The organism is Candidatus Thermokryptus mobilis, from assembly GCF_900070205.1.
Lineage (GTDB): Bacteria > Bacteroidota > Ignavibacteria > Kryptoniales > Kryptoniaceae > Kryptonium > Kryptonium mobile.
On the sequence record NZ_FAOO01000003.1, the window covers coordinates 117,894 to 134,686 of the forward strand.

At 38.2% G+C, this 16,793-nt stretch carries 16 protein-coding genes and 1 tRNA gene; 16 read left to right on the plus strand and 1 reads right to left on the minus strand.

What is annotated here, in order from left to right:
• Positions 1-3: 3 nt before the first annotated feature.
• The 16 genes from FKZ43_RS02760 (at position 4) to FKZ43_RS02835 (ending at position 14,771) form a co-directional block, all read left to right on the plus strand.
• Positions 4-76, plus strand: a tRNA-Cys gene (locus FKZ43_RS02760).
• Between the two features lie 31 nt (positions 77-107).
• Positions 108-299: a 50S ribosomal protein L28 gene (gene rpmB / locus FKZ43_RS02765; protein WP_140944353.1), complete on the plus strand. Its 192-nt coding sequence runs from the start codon at positions 108-110 to the stop codon at positions 297-299.
• 36 nt (positions 300-335) lie between these two features.
• Complete coding sequence (locus FKZ43_RS02770) at positions 336-758, plus strand: vitamin K epoxide reductase family protein (protein ID WP_140944354.1); 423 nt, start codon at positions 336-338, stop codon at positions 756-758.
• Positions 755-1,705 carry a histone deacetylase family protein gene (locus tag FKZ43_RS02775; protein WP_140944355.1) on the plus strand — a complete coding sequence of 317 codons (951 nt, stop codon included), beginning with the start codon at positions 755-757 and terminating at the stop codon, positions 1,703-1,705. Before FKZ43_RS02770 ends, FKZ43_RS02775 begins: the two co-directional genes overlap by 4 nt.
• A gap of 73 nt (positions 1,706-1,778) precedes the next feature.
• Positions 1,779-3,797, plus strand: coding sequence for a hypothetical protein (locus FKZ43_RS02780; RefSeq protein WP_140944356.1), 2,019 nt, complete (start codon positions 1,779-1,781; stop codon positions 3,795-3,797).
• A 68-nt stretch (positions 3,798-3,865) separates the two neighbouring features.
• Positions 3,866-5,596, plus strand: coding sequence for a DUF5723 family protein (locus tag FKZ43_RS02785; protein WP_140944357.1), 1,731 nt, complete (start codon positions 3,866-3,868; stop codon positions 5,594-5,596).
• 141 nt (positions 5,597-5,737) lie between these two features.
• A complete protein-coding gene (locus FKZ43_RS02790; protein ID WP_140944358.1) occupies positions 5,738-6,640 on the plus strand; it encodes a KaiC domain-containing protein in 903 nt (300 codons plus the stop codon).
• Between the two features lie 12 nt (positions 6,641-6,652).
• Positions 6,653-7,027, plus strand: coding sequence for a regulatory domain protein (locus FKZ43_RS02795; RefSeq protein WP_140944359.1), 375 nt, complete (start codon positions 6,653-6,655; stop codon positions 7,025-7,027).
• A 4-nt stretch (positions 7,028-7,031) separates the two neighbouring features.
• A complete protein-coding gene (locus FKZ43_RS02800; protein ID WP_140944360.1) occupies positions 7,032-7,736 on the plus strand; it encodes a response regulator in 705 nt (234 codons plus the stop codon).
• Entirely contained in the window at positions 7,737-9,107 is a 1,371-nt protein-coding gene (locus FKZ43_RS02805) for a sigma-54-dependent transcriptional regulator (RefSeq protein WP_140944361.1), read from the plus strand.
• A 46-nt stretch (positions 9,108-9,153) separates the two neighbouring features.
• Positions 9,154-10,095: a 23S rRNA (guanosine(2251)-2'-O)-methyltransferase RlmB gene (gene rlmB, locus FKZ43_RS02810; protein WP_140944362.1), complete on the plus strand. Its 942-nt coding sequence runs from the start codon at positions 9,154-9,156 to the stop codon at positions 10,093-10,095.
• On the plus strand, positions 10,092-11,303 hold the full coding sequence (locus tag FKZ43_RS02815) for a M20 metallopeptidase family protein (protein ID WP_140944363.1): 1,212 nt from the start codon (positions 10,092-10,094) through the stop codon (positions 11,301-11,303). The genes rlmB and FKZ43_RS02815 overlap by 4 nt, the downstream gene beginning before the upstream one ends.
• A 2-nt stretch (positions 11,304-11,305) precedes the next feature.
• Entirely contained in the window at positions 11,306-13,084 is a 1,779-nt protein-coding gene (locus tag FKZ43_RS02820) for a TrkH family potassium uptake protein (RefSeq protein WP_140944364.1), read from the plus strand.
• Positions 13,085-13,732, plus strand: a complete 648-nt coding sequence (locus FKZ43_RS02825) for a potassium channel family protein (RefSeq protein WP_140944365.1) — start codon at positions 13,085-13,087, stop codon at positions 13,730-13,732.
• 8 nt (positions 13,733-13,740) lie between these two features.
• On the plus strand, positions 13,741-14,115 hold the full coding sequence (gene queD / locus FKZ43_RS02830) for a 6-carboxytetrahydropterin synthase QueD (protein WP_140944366.1): 375 nt from the start codon (positions 13,741-13,743) through the stop codon (positions 14,113-14,115).
• The gene (locus tag FKZ43_RS02835) at positions 14,112-14,771 is read left to right on the plus strand and encodes a radical SAM protein (protein WP_140944367.1); all 660 of its coding nucleotides are present in this window, start codon (positions 14,112-14,114) and stop codon (positions 14,769-14,771) included. The genes queD and FKZ43_RS02835 overlap by 4 nt, the downstream gene beginning before the upstream one ends.
• Here FKZ43_RS02835 and FKZ43_RS02840 read toward each other — a convergent pair.
• On the minus strand, positions 14,768-16,789 hold the full coding sequence (locus FKZ43_RS02840; protein WP_140944368.1) for a FeoB small GTPase domain-containing protein: 2,022 nt from the start codon (positions 16,787-16,789) through the stop codon (positions 14,768-14,770). The two genes, FKZ43_RS02835 and FKZ43_RS02840, sit on opposite strands and share 4 nt — an antisense overlap.
• Positions 16,790-16,793: the final 4 nt, after the last annotated feature.

Sequence of the window (16,793 nt, forward strand, 5' to 3'; positions counted from 1 at the left end):
AAAGGCGACGTACCCAAGTGGCTAAGGGGGCGGTCTGCAAAACCGCTATTCCTGGGTTCGAATCCCAGCGTCGCCTCAAAATTTTTTAAAAAAATTAAAAGAATGCGATGGCGAACATTTGCGCAATTTGTGGCAAAAAACCAATTACAGGACATAGGATAAGCCACGCTCACAACCTTTCAAAAAGGAGATGGTTGCCAAATCTGCAAAAAGTCAGAGCCGTGATTAACGGCGAGGTTAAAAGGATAAAAGTTTGCACGACCTGCTTAAAACTTGGTCGTGTTCAAAAACCAGCTTGATTTAACGCCGACCTTACGGTCGGCTTTTTTATTATTATGTGGGTTGAGATAACCATACTTTTGCTTGTAACAATCGGGTTTTATATCTCGCTTTATTTTACGCTTGTTTATTTCGGTTTTATAAACCCTCAGAGATTTCCCATACCTGATATTTGCAAGTTATCTGAAAATACCTGTCAGAAAATTATTTACACAAGGTATGCACACTTACTCGGGTTGCCAAATTTTATCTATGGCATTTTCTACTATGTGGCTTCGTTCATTCTTGTTATTTCAGACCCAAATGGTTATATTAAAATTGCGTTTATCCTAATCGCTTGGTTTGTCGTTTGCTTTGGAGTTTATTTAATTTATGTGTTGATCAGGGTTCTCAAAGTTAATTGTGTCCTTTGTTTCATAAGTCATGGTTTGAATTTTTTACTTGCAATTTCATTCACAATAAGGGAGTTTTTACAATGAAAAAAGTTGGCTTAATTTACCACGAAGATTATTTAAAGCATGATACTGGCTCGGGTCATCCAGAAAGAAAAGAAAGGTTAATTGCAATAGTTGAACATTTAAAGAAATCGGACATCAAGGATAGGATAGATTGGTTTTCACCGAGTATAAGAAGTGATGTTGAGAGATGGATTTTGAAGGTTCATTCGCCAAGGCATTTTGAGTTTGTCAAAAGCAGTATTCTTGCGGGGGTTAGATTACTTGATTTCGGTGATACTTATGTAAGTAAAGATTCTTTTGATGTTGCTTTGCTTGCTGTTTCTGGAGTGATTGATGGTGTTGATAAAATTTTTTCAACCGGGTTTGATAAAGTTTTCTGTGCAATAAGACCGCCTGGGCATCACGCTGAAAGTGACAAGGTTATGGGTTTTTGTCTATTTAACAATGTAGCAATTGCAGCAAGATATGCCCAGGAAGTTTATAAGGTTGGGAAAGTAGCAATAATTGATTGGGATGTGCATCATGGCAACGGGACTCAAGAAATTTTTTACGATGATCCGACTGTTTTTTATATCAGTTTGCATCAATATCCATTTTATCCAGGAACGGGTTCAAGCGATGAAAAAGGAACGGGAAAAGGTTATGGCTTCACTTTGAACTTCCCTATGCCAGCTGGTTCAGATGATGAAGATTATCTAAAAGTTTTCGGCGAGGAAATTGTGCCAGCACTTGAAAAATTTCAGCCGGAGTTTATAATTATTTCAGCTGGATTTGATGCGCATCGCGATGACCCACTTGCTGGGATGAATTTAACTGAGGAGGCGTTTCATAAGATGACAGAGTTGACAAGTGAGATTGCGAGAAAGTTTTCAGATTCAAAGATTCTCTCTGTTCTTGAAGGTGGTTATAACCTTAAAGCACTTGCTTTGTCCGTTGAATCCCACTTGAAAGGGCTTCTTGAAATGTGATTTCAAGCACACTTTATTGTTTCACTTTTTCATTAAATTGAGGTAGAAAAACAAAACAAATTTAGGTAAAGAAATGAAAAGAAAAATTTTGCTCCTATTTGGTATCCCATTTTTTATTTTTTTAAGCGGTTGTTTTGAAAAACCATCCGAGCCAGTTTTACCAACTTGGGATGTTGATTTGACCGTTCCAATACTTGACAAGACATTCACGCTAAAAGAGCTCATTGAAAAAGATACAACATATTTTAAAGTTGGCGCTGGAAATCAAATTTATTATTCAACATCTGAAAACCTTGACGCTACCAAAATTGGGGATAATTTAAAGATATCGGATATTTCAACTTCCGCCTCAACTGAACTTGGAAATTTTGAGATAAAAAATCCGGGAACAATAAGCGCCAGCATAAAGGCGTATGATATTTTCCCAAGTTTATCCTCAAATCTGCCACCTGGAGATTACATAATTCCATCAAACGCTCCGGGTCAGACAGTTACAACGAATTTCACCGCCTTTGATAATTTTCAGTGGGTTACTTTTGATGGCGGGGTTATCAAGGTGACTGTAAATAACGGTTTGCCTGTGCCATTGCAATTTCCAAATGGGCTTGCAATTTATAATAGTAACGATTTGACAACGCCGATTTTGACATTGTTTGAAAATGCTACCATAAATGCAAATTCCGAACTTACTGCAACAGCTGACCTTGCTGGTAAAACTTTGCTAGCAAATTTATCGCTTAAGGTTACTGTGCTTTCCCCAGGTAGCGAGGGACAACAGGTTTATCTTGATGTGAATCAAATGTTTGTCAATGTTTCTGCCTCGCTTGAAAATTTGAGCATCGCATCGGCAGAGGCGAGAATCCCACAGCAGACAGAACCAGTTGTAATCTCAGATAGCTTTGTGCTTGAACCAAATGAACCGCAACCCGATTTGATCAATGAAGTTCTCTTCAAGAGTGGTTCAATGGAAATTAAAATAACCAACAACATTGACCTTGGGCTTAACGGTTCTATAACTTTGTATAATTTTGTCAATAGGTCAAATAATAACCCTCTTCAAATATCGCTTGACATCGGGCGAAAGAATTCGGCTTTTATTAATCTTGATCTTAAGGATTATAAACTTGTTGGGAACTTGACGAACAAGGTTGATTATAAGGTTGAAGTTAGAACGGAGGACACTGGGGATGAATTTAGAACAATAAATAAGAATGACGGACTTAGTGCTGAGATAAATTTGAAAGATATTGTGATAGAGTCAATTTCAGGAAAAGCCAAACCTAGGGAGATAAGCTTTGAGGAACAAAAAATTGATTTAACGGGCTTGAAGGATTACAGAGAGAAATTTAGAGGAAGTTTGAAGTTTGATGATATTCAAGTTGAGATAAACTTATTTAAGACGGCGCAATTCACATTTGATTTGAATTTGAAAATAAAAGGTGTAAACACAAAGACCGGTAAGGTTGACTCAATTGAAATTCCTTCGGATCAAAGAAGATTTGAAGGTTCAAGCCATAGGATAGTTTTGAATAAGAATAACAGCAATATAGTTGATTTTATAAATTCGTTCGCAAGCGAGGAGCTTCCTGAATATCTTATAGTCAGCGGAAATGTTTTTCTGAACCCGAATTACGAGCTTGGTAAGGTATCATCTTCAGATTCAGTATATGGTTCTGTTTCGGTGAGTTTCCCAGCAAGTATTGGGATTTCAAACGCGGTGTTTGAAGATACGGCTGAAGTTAGGGAGCTTTCCGAGGATACGAAAAAGGAGATTGACAAGACAAATTATGGGGAATTGTTCGTTGAAGTTGAAAACGGGCTTGGTGTTGAAGTCAAGTTTAGAGCAAAGATACTTGGAGCTGTCATGGACTCACTTCTTTCCATTCCGAAGAGTGATGATTTCACTATTAGCCCAGCACCTGTTGGGAGTGATGGATTTTCAACTGGAACCACGAAATATATAAATGTGATTGAACTTAACCGTGATGAGATTCAAAAGTTTAAGGATATGAAATTTGTCCGCTCATTTATATATCAATTGCCACAGCAAATAGCGGTGAGATTGTTAAGTTTAGAACGACAGATTCAATAAAGGTTAAAATTTACGGTAGGGTAAATTACAGAGTTGAAATTTCAAACAAATAAAAAGGGAAACAAGCAATGAGGTTTAAAGCGCTCATTTTAGCGATGCTTTTGATCTTTTCTTTTGCTTTTGGCGGGGATGATAAATCAAATGTTCGCGGTCTCGGGATGGCTGGGGCTACGACTGTAACAAGTAGGACAATAGATGCAATAGGTATAAATCCAGCGCTTCTTGCTTATATGGGAATTTCGGGCACGGCGGAATTCACCGGGCGTGTGATTGATTCCGATACTAAACAACCCATCCCAGGTGCTTTGATAAGCGTTAGAAACTTGAATTTGAGCACGCGTGCGAATTTTAGTGGTGAATTTTCAATCAAAAATATCCCATCAGGAACTTATACAGTTGTGGTTAGTCAGAAGGGATACGAGACATTGATCATAACTGATTTTAAAGTGAGGGGGTCTTCTTCAATTAAGGGGACTATTCAGTTAACAAGGAAAGAGACAAGGGAGGAGCGAGCTGTTAATTTCAGGAGCATTGGATTTGAAGTTAAAGAATATAAACCGCTTATCTACAATGATAACAGCAGTTTTACTTTAAGCTTATTGCCACAGATTGGCGTTGGCGTTGGAATGAATTTCTTGAGCTATAAGCTTTACCTTGATTATTTCACCGGTGTTGATAGTGCAGGCGAAAAAGTCGGAAGATATTTGAGCGATGAGGATAAGCAAAAGATTCTTGATTCATTTTTAGAAAATCCCGGGACCTTAATGACACAAATGGATGTTAAGGTTTTGAGTTTAGCATTTCGTATAAAAAGTGTCGGCTTTGGGCTTGGTGTAAGGGAGAGAGGGATCGCTAAGTTTCTTGTCCCGAAGGAATTTTTGGAGTTCCCGCTTTACGGAAATAAACCGGGATCGGTTTATTCTTTTAATTTTGGAATCAATGGTGCTTGGATAAGGGAGTATTCTGTTTCATTTGGGACTAAGCTTCCGATTAATTTGGTTGCGGTTGAAAATATAAATATTGGCGCTGGTGTTAAGTTTATTCAGGGTTTTGGTTATATCGGGACGGATAAACTTAATTTGACTATTGAGACGGGTGATTCATCTCGTGCCTATGAAATTACTGCTAAGATGGATGGATTAATAAAAAGGGCAGGCGTTGACTTTCTCGGTGGGGATAAGGATGCGAAATTTACTCCCTTCCCAACGCCGGCTGGAACTGGGCTTGGTTTTGATATAGGAGCAAGTGCCGAAGTTTTGGGACTTTTTGCTGTGGGTGTAAGTATAACAGACATTGGCTCTGTGAAATGGACGAGAAATGCAATAATTACTTCTGGTGACACAGTTTTCAAGTTCTCTGGATATACGACACAGGAAAAGCTTGATAGCTTAAAACAAAGTTTTGAGGATTACGTTAATAGGAAGAGATACGAAGGTTTTACAGCAGGTCTTCCAACGGCTATAAGGTTTGGGGTTGCAACCGATTTGAAAACTTTGTTTCCGCCTTTCCCTGGGAGAATGTTAGTTTCAGCTGATTATTACCAACCAATAGGGAACGAGCAAATTTCCGTCAATAAAGCAAAGTTAGGGCTTGGGATTGAATGGCGTTTGATAGGATTTTTACCTTTAAGGGCTGGTGTATCAATTGGTGGGATTGAGGGATTTGCACTTTCGGCTGGGACTGGAATAAATTTGCCTTTTATGGAGCTAAATATAGCAACCGGGCATTTAAACGAGGTATTGAAAGGTGGAGATTTTAGATTTTTCTCCCTTGCAACTGAGTTGAGGTTGAAATTTTAAAAAGGAAATTCTTCTTTTGATTTGGTGAGGCGAGCCATTCGGCTCGCCTTTTTTGTTCCTTTTGGCTTGATTTTAAGATTTAAAGTTCGTATTTTTTAGTAAGTTAAACCTCAAAAAGGGAATCTTTTGTTAAAAAAGCAAATGAGTAAACAAGGCGCTGAAAGGGAGGGAGTAGTAGAGCAGGAGTTAGAAATTATAGAGGAAGCGGTTTTAACTTTAAGGGAAACTGGGAAAAAAGCTCCAGAGATAAAAGGGATTCCGACGGGGATTGAAGGTCTGGATGATTTGTTTTTTACAACCGTTTTTGAAAATGGAAAAGCAAAATTAATCCCACTTGGTGGGATACCGCAATATTCCGTTTTTAACATAACTGGGATATCCGATACGGGGAAGAGTTTAATGGCTGAACAATTCGCTATAAAACAAGCTTCGCTTGGTAATTCGGTTGCTTTTATAACAGTGGAATCGCCAGCGCATTTCGTTGCGAGTTCAATGAAGATGAGGGCTTTAGCTATGGGTGTTGATGAAAAAAGTGTTGATGAGAATATCGTTTTTATTGATGCTGCTTCTTTTAATAAGTTGAGGGAAGATATACCGACTTTGCTTAACACTCTTGCATATGCGATAAAGAAATACAAGATCAAATTTACTGTCATTGATTCAGTTACAGGGCTTTATGAGGCGAAGGAGATGATAGCAAGGGTTATTGTAAGGCAACTTTTTAATTTTATGAAGAAGTGGTATCAAACAGCTATTTTCGTTTCTCAGAAGAGGTCGGGTCAGGAGGAACTTTCAGCTGAAGCAGCTGGTGGGTTTGCAATTCCTCATATTGTTGATGGGACAATTGTTTTGTCAAAAGTTTTGATAAATAGTCAGTATACCGAGAAAATTTACAAGCGACCGATAGGTGAGATAGTTCGGCTTTTTAGGATTGACGGTTGCAGAATGTCTGGTCATAGCACCGATACATATCTTCTTGAGATAAGTGAAAGTGGTCTTGTAAAAATCGGGCCATCTTTAAAGGAAATAGCAAACAAAAAGTGAGGATATTTAAAAATGCCGATCATAAAAGAGGAAGAGGTTATCCAGTTAGAAGAGCAGGTTGACGAACTTGTTTTGAAAGTTTTTTTGAAAGCACTTGACATAGTTGGGGGTCCGAGAAAATTAATTTTATACAGGCATTTAACTTGGGTTCCGAGTTTGATTGAGGCTTGCTATGCAGTTGTGTTGAAGGAAAAATTTTTCAAGACGGAATCAGAAATAGCTAGTATCCTTGGTTTGACAAAGCAAACTGTTAGAAATATATTGACGGCGAAGACGGAGGGAATAAGGGAAAATATTGAAACTGAACTTAAGAAGAAGACGATAAAAACGCATGTAGCTGGTGCTCTTGCAAAATTGGCTTTTAAAGAGATAAATCAAAGTGCTTAGTTTTATGGATAAGACAGAATTGAGAGTTCTTTTAGTTGAGGATGATTCAAGCATTGCTGGTCTAATCAAGTATTACATGAAAAGTTACAGGGGTTATTTTTTTAACATTGACTGGGTTGATTCAGCTGAAAAGGGAATAGAAAAGTTGTCAAATGCTGGTGATTATGACATTGTGATACTTGATTATTATCTCCCAGGGCTAAATGGGGTTGAGGCGCTTAAAATTCTGAAGGCGCGCGGGGTAAATATACCAGTTGTGTTCTTGACAGGGGCAAAGGAAAATGAAATCGCTTCAGAGGTTTTAAAACTTGGTGCAGTTGATTATTATGTGAAGGAAGATATAATCGGACCGATACTGCCAGTTTTGATCGTTAATATCGTTGAAAGGGAAAATTTAAAAAAGGAAATTGAGAAAGACAGAGATGAAAGTTCCCAAAGGATTGAAGCAATTCAAGAGCTGGTTATCACAGTTTCCCATGAGATAAACAACCCGCTTGCAGCTATAAAACTTGCTGCGAACATCTTGCTCAAAAAAGAACTTCCGGTGGATATAAAGACATACATCAAGATAATAAAAGAAAATGTTGACAGGATTGAGCATACGATTTTGAAGTTAAGGGAACTTAGAAGCGAGCAAATCGTCCCATATGTTGGAAGGTTGCGAATGTTTGATTTATCTTCTGGAGGTGAAAAAAAGGAAGGTGGATAAATGCCTGATGGGAGCATTAAACCGAAAATACTCGTTGTAGATGATGAGGAATACCTATGTGAGCTTTTAAAGGAAGAGCTTCTTTCTACGAAAATGTTTGAAGTTGATATAGCAAATGATGGAGCTCAGGCGATAAATAAAATTCAAAGTGGGCTCTATGACCTTGTCTTGCTTGATATAAAAATGCCGAGGATTTCGGGGATTGAAGTTTTAAAGTTCATAAAAGAATTTTCACCGGATACTGAAGTTATTATGATAACGGCCCATGGAGATATAAAGCTTGCGGTTGAGACGATAAAGCTTGGTGCCTTTGATTTTATAACGAAGCCATATAATTTTGATGAGCTTCTTGTTTCAATTCAAAATGCGCTTGAGCGAAGGAATTTGAAACTTCAAAACAGGTTGATGAAAAAAGAGATTTCGCGCCTCATCCACGATGATGAAGTTGTGGGGCAAAGCAAAATTTTTAAAGATGTGCTTGACATTGTCGCTAAAGTTGCCGGGACTGATGCAACTGTTTTGATTTATGGTGAGAGCGGAACCGGGAAAGAAGTCATAGCACGCCTTATCCATAAAAATAGCCCAAGGCGTGATAAACCATTCGTTGCGATAAATTGTGCTGCGATTCCTGACACTTTGATTGAATCGGAATTATTTGGACACGAAAAAGGGGCTTTTACGGATGCTTATACTTCAAAGCCTGGGCTTGTTGAGATTGCAAATGGCGGGACATTGTTCCTTGATGAAGTTGGGGATTTAAGTCAATATGTTCAGCCGAAACTTTTAAGGTTTATTGAAACGGGCGAATTTAGAAGAGTTGGTGGAAATAACATTCTTAAAGTTGATGTTAGAATAATTTCAGCCACTAACAAGGACTTGAGTGAAGAGGTACGCAAAGGGAATTTCAGAGAGGACTTGCTTTACAGGTTAAATGTTGTTACGATTCGGCTTCCCGCATTAAGGGAAAGAAAAGAAGATATACCTCTTTTTGTTGATTATTTTTTAAAGAAGAAAACACTTGGGCGGAAAAAAATGAGTCCAGAAGCGATGAAGATATTGATTGAGTACGATTGGCCTGGGAATATACGCGAGCTTGAAAATGTCATTGAAAGAGCTGCTATCCTTGCAAAAGATGATTTGATAAAGCCTGGGGACTTAGCTATAAAGCCGGAATTGAAGGAAGATTATTATGCAAAGCTTGCGAAAAAGCCCGTTAATTCACTTTCGCTTGCTGAACTTGAGAAGATTCATATTGAAAATGTCCTTAAGGCAAATAATTGGAATAAATCAAAGACCGCTGAAGTACTTGGAATTAGTTTAAAAACGCTTTACCTTAAGTTAAAGCGGTATGGGATAACTGAACCGTTTTAATCATTTAAATAAAACAAAAATTTTGGGAGAAATGATGGGGATGGAAATGGAAAGGGAAAATACGCAACCAATTGAGATCCAGGAGGGAGAGGGCAAACCGAAGTTAATAGCTGGGAGACAGCCGGTTATTGAAGCGCTTAAATCACAAAGCGTTATGATTGAAAAAATTTACATCCTTCACGGGATAAGAGGAAGTCAAATTGATAAGATAAGAAATTTGGCGCGCAAAAAGGGCGTGCCAGTTGTTGATTTAAACAAACAAAGATTTCGTGAATTGGCAAGCGACATAGCCACGCAGGGCGTTATCGCAATGATATCTGAGGCAAAATATATAAGTGTTGATGATATTTTGAACATCTCAAAGGAAAGAGGAGAAGCACCGTTTATTTTAATTCTTGACGAGATCGTTGATCCGCAAAATTTTGGAGCACTTGTTAGAACCGCTGAATGTGCTGGAGTTCATGGGGTTATAACTACAAAGCATCACACAGCGATTATAAATTCAACGGTTGCCAGAGCTTCAGCTGGAGCTGTGGCTCACATTGGAATAGCTAAAGTTACAAATCTTGCACAAACGCTTGACGAACTTAAAGAAAAAGGGATTTGGATAGTTGGAGCGGATGCAAACGCTGCGAAATATTACTATGAAGTTGATTACACAATGCCCGTCGCTATCGTCATAGGAAATGAAGGCAAAGGTTTAAGATTTCTAACCAAACAGAAATGTGATTTTCTTGTTAAGATTCCAATGTATGGAAAAGTTGAATCGCTGAATGCCTCCGTTGCAGGTGCTTTGATTATGTATGAGGTTGTCAGAGCGAGGGAGTTGAGAAAGAAAAAAAATATAAATCCGTATATTTTAAATGAACCGATCTCGGAGTTTTTCTCCCCCATAGCTGAGCAGCAAAAATTGATCAGCGAGCAAATTGAAAAAGAGGAAAATCCCGAAACCAAGAAGAAAAAGAAAACGAAGAAACAGCAGAAGTGAATTTTGAAATTCAGGAAAGAATTTTGAAGCTTGCGGATAAATTTTTACCGAGGATTGTCAGCATAAGAAGAAGGATACATCAATATCCCGAGCTTGCTTTTGAGGAATATAGGACTTCCAAGCTTGTTTCAAAGGTTTTAAGTTCGCTTGGTTTTAAGGTTATAACAGGTATAGCGAAAACAGGGGTTGTTGGTATCCTTGAAGGGAGAGGGAGTGGGAAAGGGGATTATGAAGTTGTTGCTTTGCGTGCGGATATGGATGCACTTCCGATTCAAGAGCAAACTGGTTTGCCATTTTCTTCAAAAATTCCCGGTAAGATGCATGCTTGCGGACATGATTCACATACCGCAATGCTTCTAGGTGCTGGTATGATTTTAAAACAGTTGCAAGAACATTTCAATGGCATTGTAAAATTTATCTTTCAGCCAAGCGAGGAAAAAAATCCAGGCGGGGCAAGCTTGATGATAAAAGAAGGTGTGTTGAAATCCCCGGATGTTGAAATTATCTTCGGTTTACATGTTCGTCCAGACGCTGAGCCTGGGACCGTTTTCATTAAAGAAGGTCCGCTTATGGCTTCTTCTGACGAGATATATCTCAAGATCAAAGGTCGCGGTGGGCATGGAGCTCGTCCTCATTATACGGTTGACCCAATTGTGATCGCTTCGGAAGTTATACTTTCACTTCAAAAAATCGCAAGCAGATTCTTTGACCCGATTGAACCAAGAGTTTTAACGATTGGTTCTATTCACGCTGGCTCAGCAACAAATATAATTCCTGATGAAGTTTTAATCTCGGGTACTTTGAGAACAATGAACGAGGATTGGAGAAGAAAAGCCTGGTCAATGATTGAACAAGTTGTAAAGGGTATAACTTCCGCTTATGGGGCTGAATATGAGCTCAGAATTAGCAAAGGTTATCCCGTTCTTGTTAATCATAAAGAAGCGACTGAATTTGCGAGAAAAAGGGCGATTGAATTGCTCGGGGAAAAGAAGGTTTTTGAGGCAAGACCTGTCATGGGGGCTGAGGATTTTGCTTATTATCTTCAAAAAGTCCCTGGTTGTTTTATCTGGCTTGGCGCTGGAAGTAAAAACTCAAAATATGATATCCACAGTTCAAAGTTTACGATAAATGAAAATGCAATGAAATTCGGTGCTTCCATTCTCGCTTATCTTGCCTTTTGTTCCCTTTCAAATAAAGTTAAGTCATAGAGTTGCTCACTGGGGAAGAGCCGAGGTTTAAAAAGTTTTCCGATACAATTGATAAATTGATGTTTATCATCGCTGGCTCTGTCATAGCAACGCTTTTAATTGAACATGGCTTTTACATTGACGACATCGTGAGAAAAATTATCCATCAGTTTAATTCTTTCGCAGTTTTTTATTTTGTTTTCTTCAATCTGTCAAAGCTTGTAATAAGTGAAAAGCCGTTGAGTTACATACGCAGGAAATGGATTGAATTTGTTTTGACTTTTTTAATTTTGATTCAAATTTTCGGCTTTTTGATTTACATCCGTCAGCCATATAAAGTTGATGTTTTGACCTTGACGAGAATTTACATTGCTTCTGTGCAGGTTTATCTGGCGCTTGATATTTGGTTCAAAGTGATAAGATATAGTCAGAAGTTGGTTCAAAAGTCGGTGCATCCAGCAAGGTTATTTATGTTGAGTTTTTTGATTTTAATTTTTTTGGGGACACTTCTACTTCTTTTGCCAAAAGCGACATACAAGGGGATATCTTTAATAGATGCTCTTTTCACAGCTACGAGTGCTGTTTGCGTTACAGGTTTGACTGTTGTTGACATTGGGTCATACTTCACTGCGCTTGGTCAATTCATCATAATGCTTTTGATTCAAGTTGGCGGGCTTGGGGTAATGACATTTACGACATTTTTTATAACCCTTCTCGGTGGTATAAGTTTGAGGGAGAGGATTTTGCTAAGCGAGATTTTCAATGAGAGAAGTTTAGCGAAGATATCTTCAACGATTACTAGGATTTTACTTTTGACATTTACGATTGAGTTTATAGGAGCGATTGCTCTTTTTAATTTTTTGCCTGATTCACTTTTTAAAAACAAGTCAGATAAAATTTTCCATTCGGTATTTCATTCAATCTCAGCGTTTTGTAACGCTGGTTTTTCAACCTTTTCAAATAATTTAATCGCCATTAAATATAACGCACCCGCCATTTTGACGATCGCATTTCTGTTTATAGCTGGGGGGCTCGGTTTTATAGTTTTAACCGAGTATACTGAAAAACCAATTTTAAGGTTATTGCGCAGTGTGAAATTATTCAGGGAGAGAATCCGACCTCAAAGTGTGACTTTAAGTTTGCATTCAAAACTTGCCCTTTCAACGACTTTTATTTTGATAATCTTTGGGACATTTTCTTTTTTCGTACTTGAATTTAACAACACTTTGAAAGGCGAGTCATTTTTTTACAAGGTTCTTCATTCTTTTTTCCAAGCAGTGACGCCTAGGACAGCCGGATTTAATACTTTGGATATATCTCAAATTTCAGTTGCTACTTCTCTTTTGATAATATTTCTTATGTGGGTGGGTGCTTCTCCAGGGTCAACTGGTGGAGGTATAAAGACGACATCATTTGCCTTGATAATCTTAAAGATAATTTCAATGATGAACGGTAGAGGAAAAGTGGAAATTTTTAAAAAACAGGTTCACGAGGAGACGGTGATGAGGGCTTTTGTGTTGGCTATTTTTTCAATTTTAATTTTATCAGTAGCGACTTTCTTTTTGACTTTGATTGAGAGGGGGAAGGGTTTGATTGACTTGTTTTTTGAAGTTGTTTCAGCTTTTGGGACTGTTGGATTGAGTCGTGGGGTGACATCAAATTTGACAAATGTTGGAAAGTTGATTATCATTATGATGATGTTTATTGGAAGAGTTGGAGTTTTGACTGTTTCCTTTGCTTTGTTCGGTAGGATTGAGAGGAGAAATTATGAGTTTCAGAAAGAAAATATACTTGTGACATAAATGAAAAAGGTCGCGGTTATTGGGCTTGGTAATTTCGGGAAAAGCCTGGCTGAGAATCTCGCTGAAGGAGGCGCGGAAGTCCTTGCAGTTGATATAAGCGAGGAAAAAATCAACGAGTTAAATCACCCTAACATAACTGCTGTCAAGTTTGACAGCACAGATGTCAGAGAACTTGAAAGGTTCGGAATTAAAGATATGGATGCAGTTGTTATAACGATTGGTGAAAATTTTGAAGCGTTACTTTTGACCTGTATGTTGTTAAAAGAAATGGGTGTCAAACGAATAATCGCTCGTGCGAACGAAAGAATCCATAAGAAAATTTTAAAAAGCGTTGGTATAAGGGAGGAGGATATAATCTCACCTGAAGAGGAGGTTGCAAGGCATCTTGCGAAAATTATTTTGCGTGAGGGTTTGCTTGAATTTTTTGAAATTGAGAAAGATTATGAAATCGCTCGCCTTAAAGCTCCATCTGAATTTATCGGTAAGTCGCTCAGAGAAATTGAGCTTAGAAAAAATTTCAATCTTCTTCTCGTCACAATAATTCGGAATAAGAAACCGATAGGTGTTCCTGACCCAGATGTGAAAATTGAAGACGGGGATGAACTTCTCATATTCGGCAGGGACAAAGATATTAAAAAGATAAGTTGATTAAGGTTATGTTTAAGATTACGGTTCAGAAAAATTTTTCGGCTTCGCATATAATCAGGGGTTACCCTGGTGAGTGTGGGCGATTGCACGGTCATAATTGGAAAGTTAAGGTAGTTGTAAAGACGGAGAAACTTGATCGTTATGGGATGGCTATTGACTTTAAAGAGATTTCGGAAATTTTAAATGATATAATTGAGAAGGTTGACCATTACCATTTGAATGATATTCCACCTTTTGATAAGGAGCAACCAACTGCGGAAAACATCGCTAAGTTTTTCTATGATGAGGTGAAGCAGAGGTTATCTGGAAGGGAAGGGGTTGAGATTGATTTTGTTGAAATTTGGGAGACAGAAAAATATTCAGCCATTTATCAAGAGCTATGAGGAAGGGGAAAAACATATTGACGGTGAACGAGATATTTTTCAGTATTCAAGGTGAATCAAGCTGGATGGGTATGCCGTGCGTGTTCGTAAGGTTGACATATTGCGATCTTAGATGTGTTTGGTGTGACACTGAATATGCTTTTTATGAGGGTGTTGATATGACGATTGACGAGGTGATTGAGAAGGTTAAGTCGTATAATTGTGGTCTTGTGGAGATAACCGGTGGAGAGCCACTTCTTCAGGAGAATTCGCTTGAATTAATGAAGAGGTTATGCGATGAAAAATTTACAGTTCTCCTTGAAACGGGCGGACATAGAGATATAAGCGTTGTTGACCCAAGGGTTCACATAATAATGGATGTGAAATGCCCCGGGAGCAAGATGAGCCACAAAAATCGTTGGGAAAATATATCATATTTAACGAAGAAAGATGAAGTCAAATTCGTGATAAAGGATAGGGTTGATTATGAGTGGGCGAAGGAAGTTGTGAATAAGTATAATCTTTTTGAGAGAGTTGGAGCGGTTTTGTTTTCGCCGGTTTTCGGAGAGATTGAGCCATCTATCCTTGCGGGTTGGATACTTGAAGATAGAATCCCGGTTCGCTTTCAGATTCAACTGCACAAATACATTTGGTCACCAGAGGCAAGGGGCGTTTAAATTAAAATTTGTGAAACTATACCTCCGATTGTAAATGCGATTATCCAGCTTGAGAGCCAAATTATCAATCCTTCAAATGCTCCTCTCTCTTTCAACATCACCATAAGCGAGGCGATGCAGGGGACGAAAAGAGTTATTGTGACAAGTCCAACGACAGTTTGCATTGGTGTAAGTTCAAGCGAGTAAAATCCAGCAGCCCCGAAATCCCTTCGGACAATTCCCATTATGAAAGCCTGCGATGCTTCAGCGGGAAGTTGAAGCCAATTAACAGTCAGTGGTGAAAGGAGTTGAATCCACTTATCAAGCAATCCCGTTACTTGTAACAGACCGACGACAAAAGCTCCTACAAAGAACCACATACCAGCTTCTTTTATGAAATAGAAAGTTCGCATCCAAGTTTTTTTAGCGAGGTTTTCAACTCTGGGTATTCTCATAGGAGGCAGATCAATTAGTAAAGGGGTTGCTCCACCTGGTAAAATTTTATTCAAAGTAAGCCCAATGATCACGAAAACGAGAAACATCGTCATAGCATAGATAACCGTCGCTTTGAATCCAGCTCTCATTAAAAGTGTCGTTATAACGGCAAGTTGAGCTGAACACGGGATGGTAATTTGCAGAATCGCCGTCATTATCCTTTTCTCGCGAGTTGTGGTGAGAAGTCGCGTCGTTATAGTTGCCATAGTAACGCATCCAAAACCAAGTATCATCGGTATAATTGCTTTCCCATTTAGCCCGATGTAGTTCATCAGTTTATCAACAAATGTCGCAAGTCGTGGTAAATAGCCACTATCTTCAAGAATTGAAAGCATAAGATAAAATCCTATCACAAGAGGAAGAAGTAGAAAAAGAAGATATCTAACCGTCATCGTCAAGACGCCGAATTCACCGAATAAAATGAACAAAATGGGGTTTTTAAATTCAAACTCATATTCAACATTTTTACCATTTGCAAAATCTTCCATCTGCTTTAGGGTTGTTTCTGAAGCCCTTGTTCCATTTTCAAATATGAAAGTTCTTGTGTCAATTATGTTATCGTCCTCGTCAAGTATGTTGACTTTGATTGAAACAGGGAAATATCTCGCTACGAATTTTCTGACGTTGTATTCATAGATTTTCTTGCCTATTTCATTTTCCGTAAGGTCTACGATGTCCTGAGCGATCAATTTGCCCACAAGGATATAGGCGAGGTAAAGTATAACGATGAAAAATGCCAACCCAAAAATCGGGTGAATCGCTATTCTTCCAAAAAAGTTTGAAATCCTCCCGCTTATTGTGTCTATGTTTGTGACTTCTGCTACAATTTGATTTGCTTTATTCCTTCGTTCAATGTAAATTTTTTCCCGCTCATCGTGGATGTATAACTCCCCGTTAAATTTCGTCCTATACTTATTTATCGTTTCCGAGTCACCTTCAAGTATTAAAAGAGCTTCTATTTCTGTGACCTTAAGCTCATTGGCTATTTTTTTTATCTTTTCAGCAAGTTTTTTATCCCTGTTTCCGATCGTTGCTTTTTCTATTGCCTCAGTTATTTCCCTGAAACCCTTATACTTGATTGCTATCGTTGGAATTACGGGGACGCCGAGAATTTTTGAAAGTTGTTCAACATTTATTTTGATTCTTTTCTTTTCGGCTTCATCCATCATGTTCAATGCGACGACAACCGGTTTGCCGGAGTCAATGAGTTGTAGCGTTAAAAACAAATCCCTCTCAAGATTGACGGCATCAACTATGTTAAGTATTATATCGGCATCAATTATTATATTTTTGGCTATTCTTTCCTCGTCATTAAATGAAGATAAACCGTAAATTCCAGGTGTATCATAGACGATGAAATTTTTATATCTTCCCTTTAGGATTTCAACCGTTGTTCCAGGGTAATTTGAGACCTCAACATACAAACCCGTGAGATAATTAAAGAAAATTGATTTGCCAACATTGGGATTTCCGACAAGGACAAGTTTTTTGGGTTTGCTTTCAATTTTAGTTTCTATTTTGTCATTGGTTTGATGTGTATGCATTTCC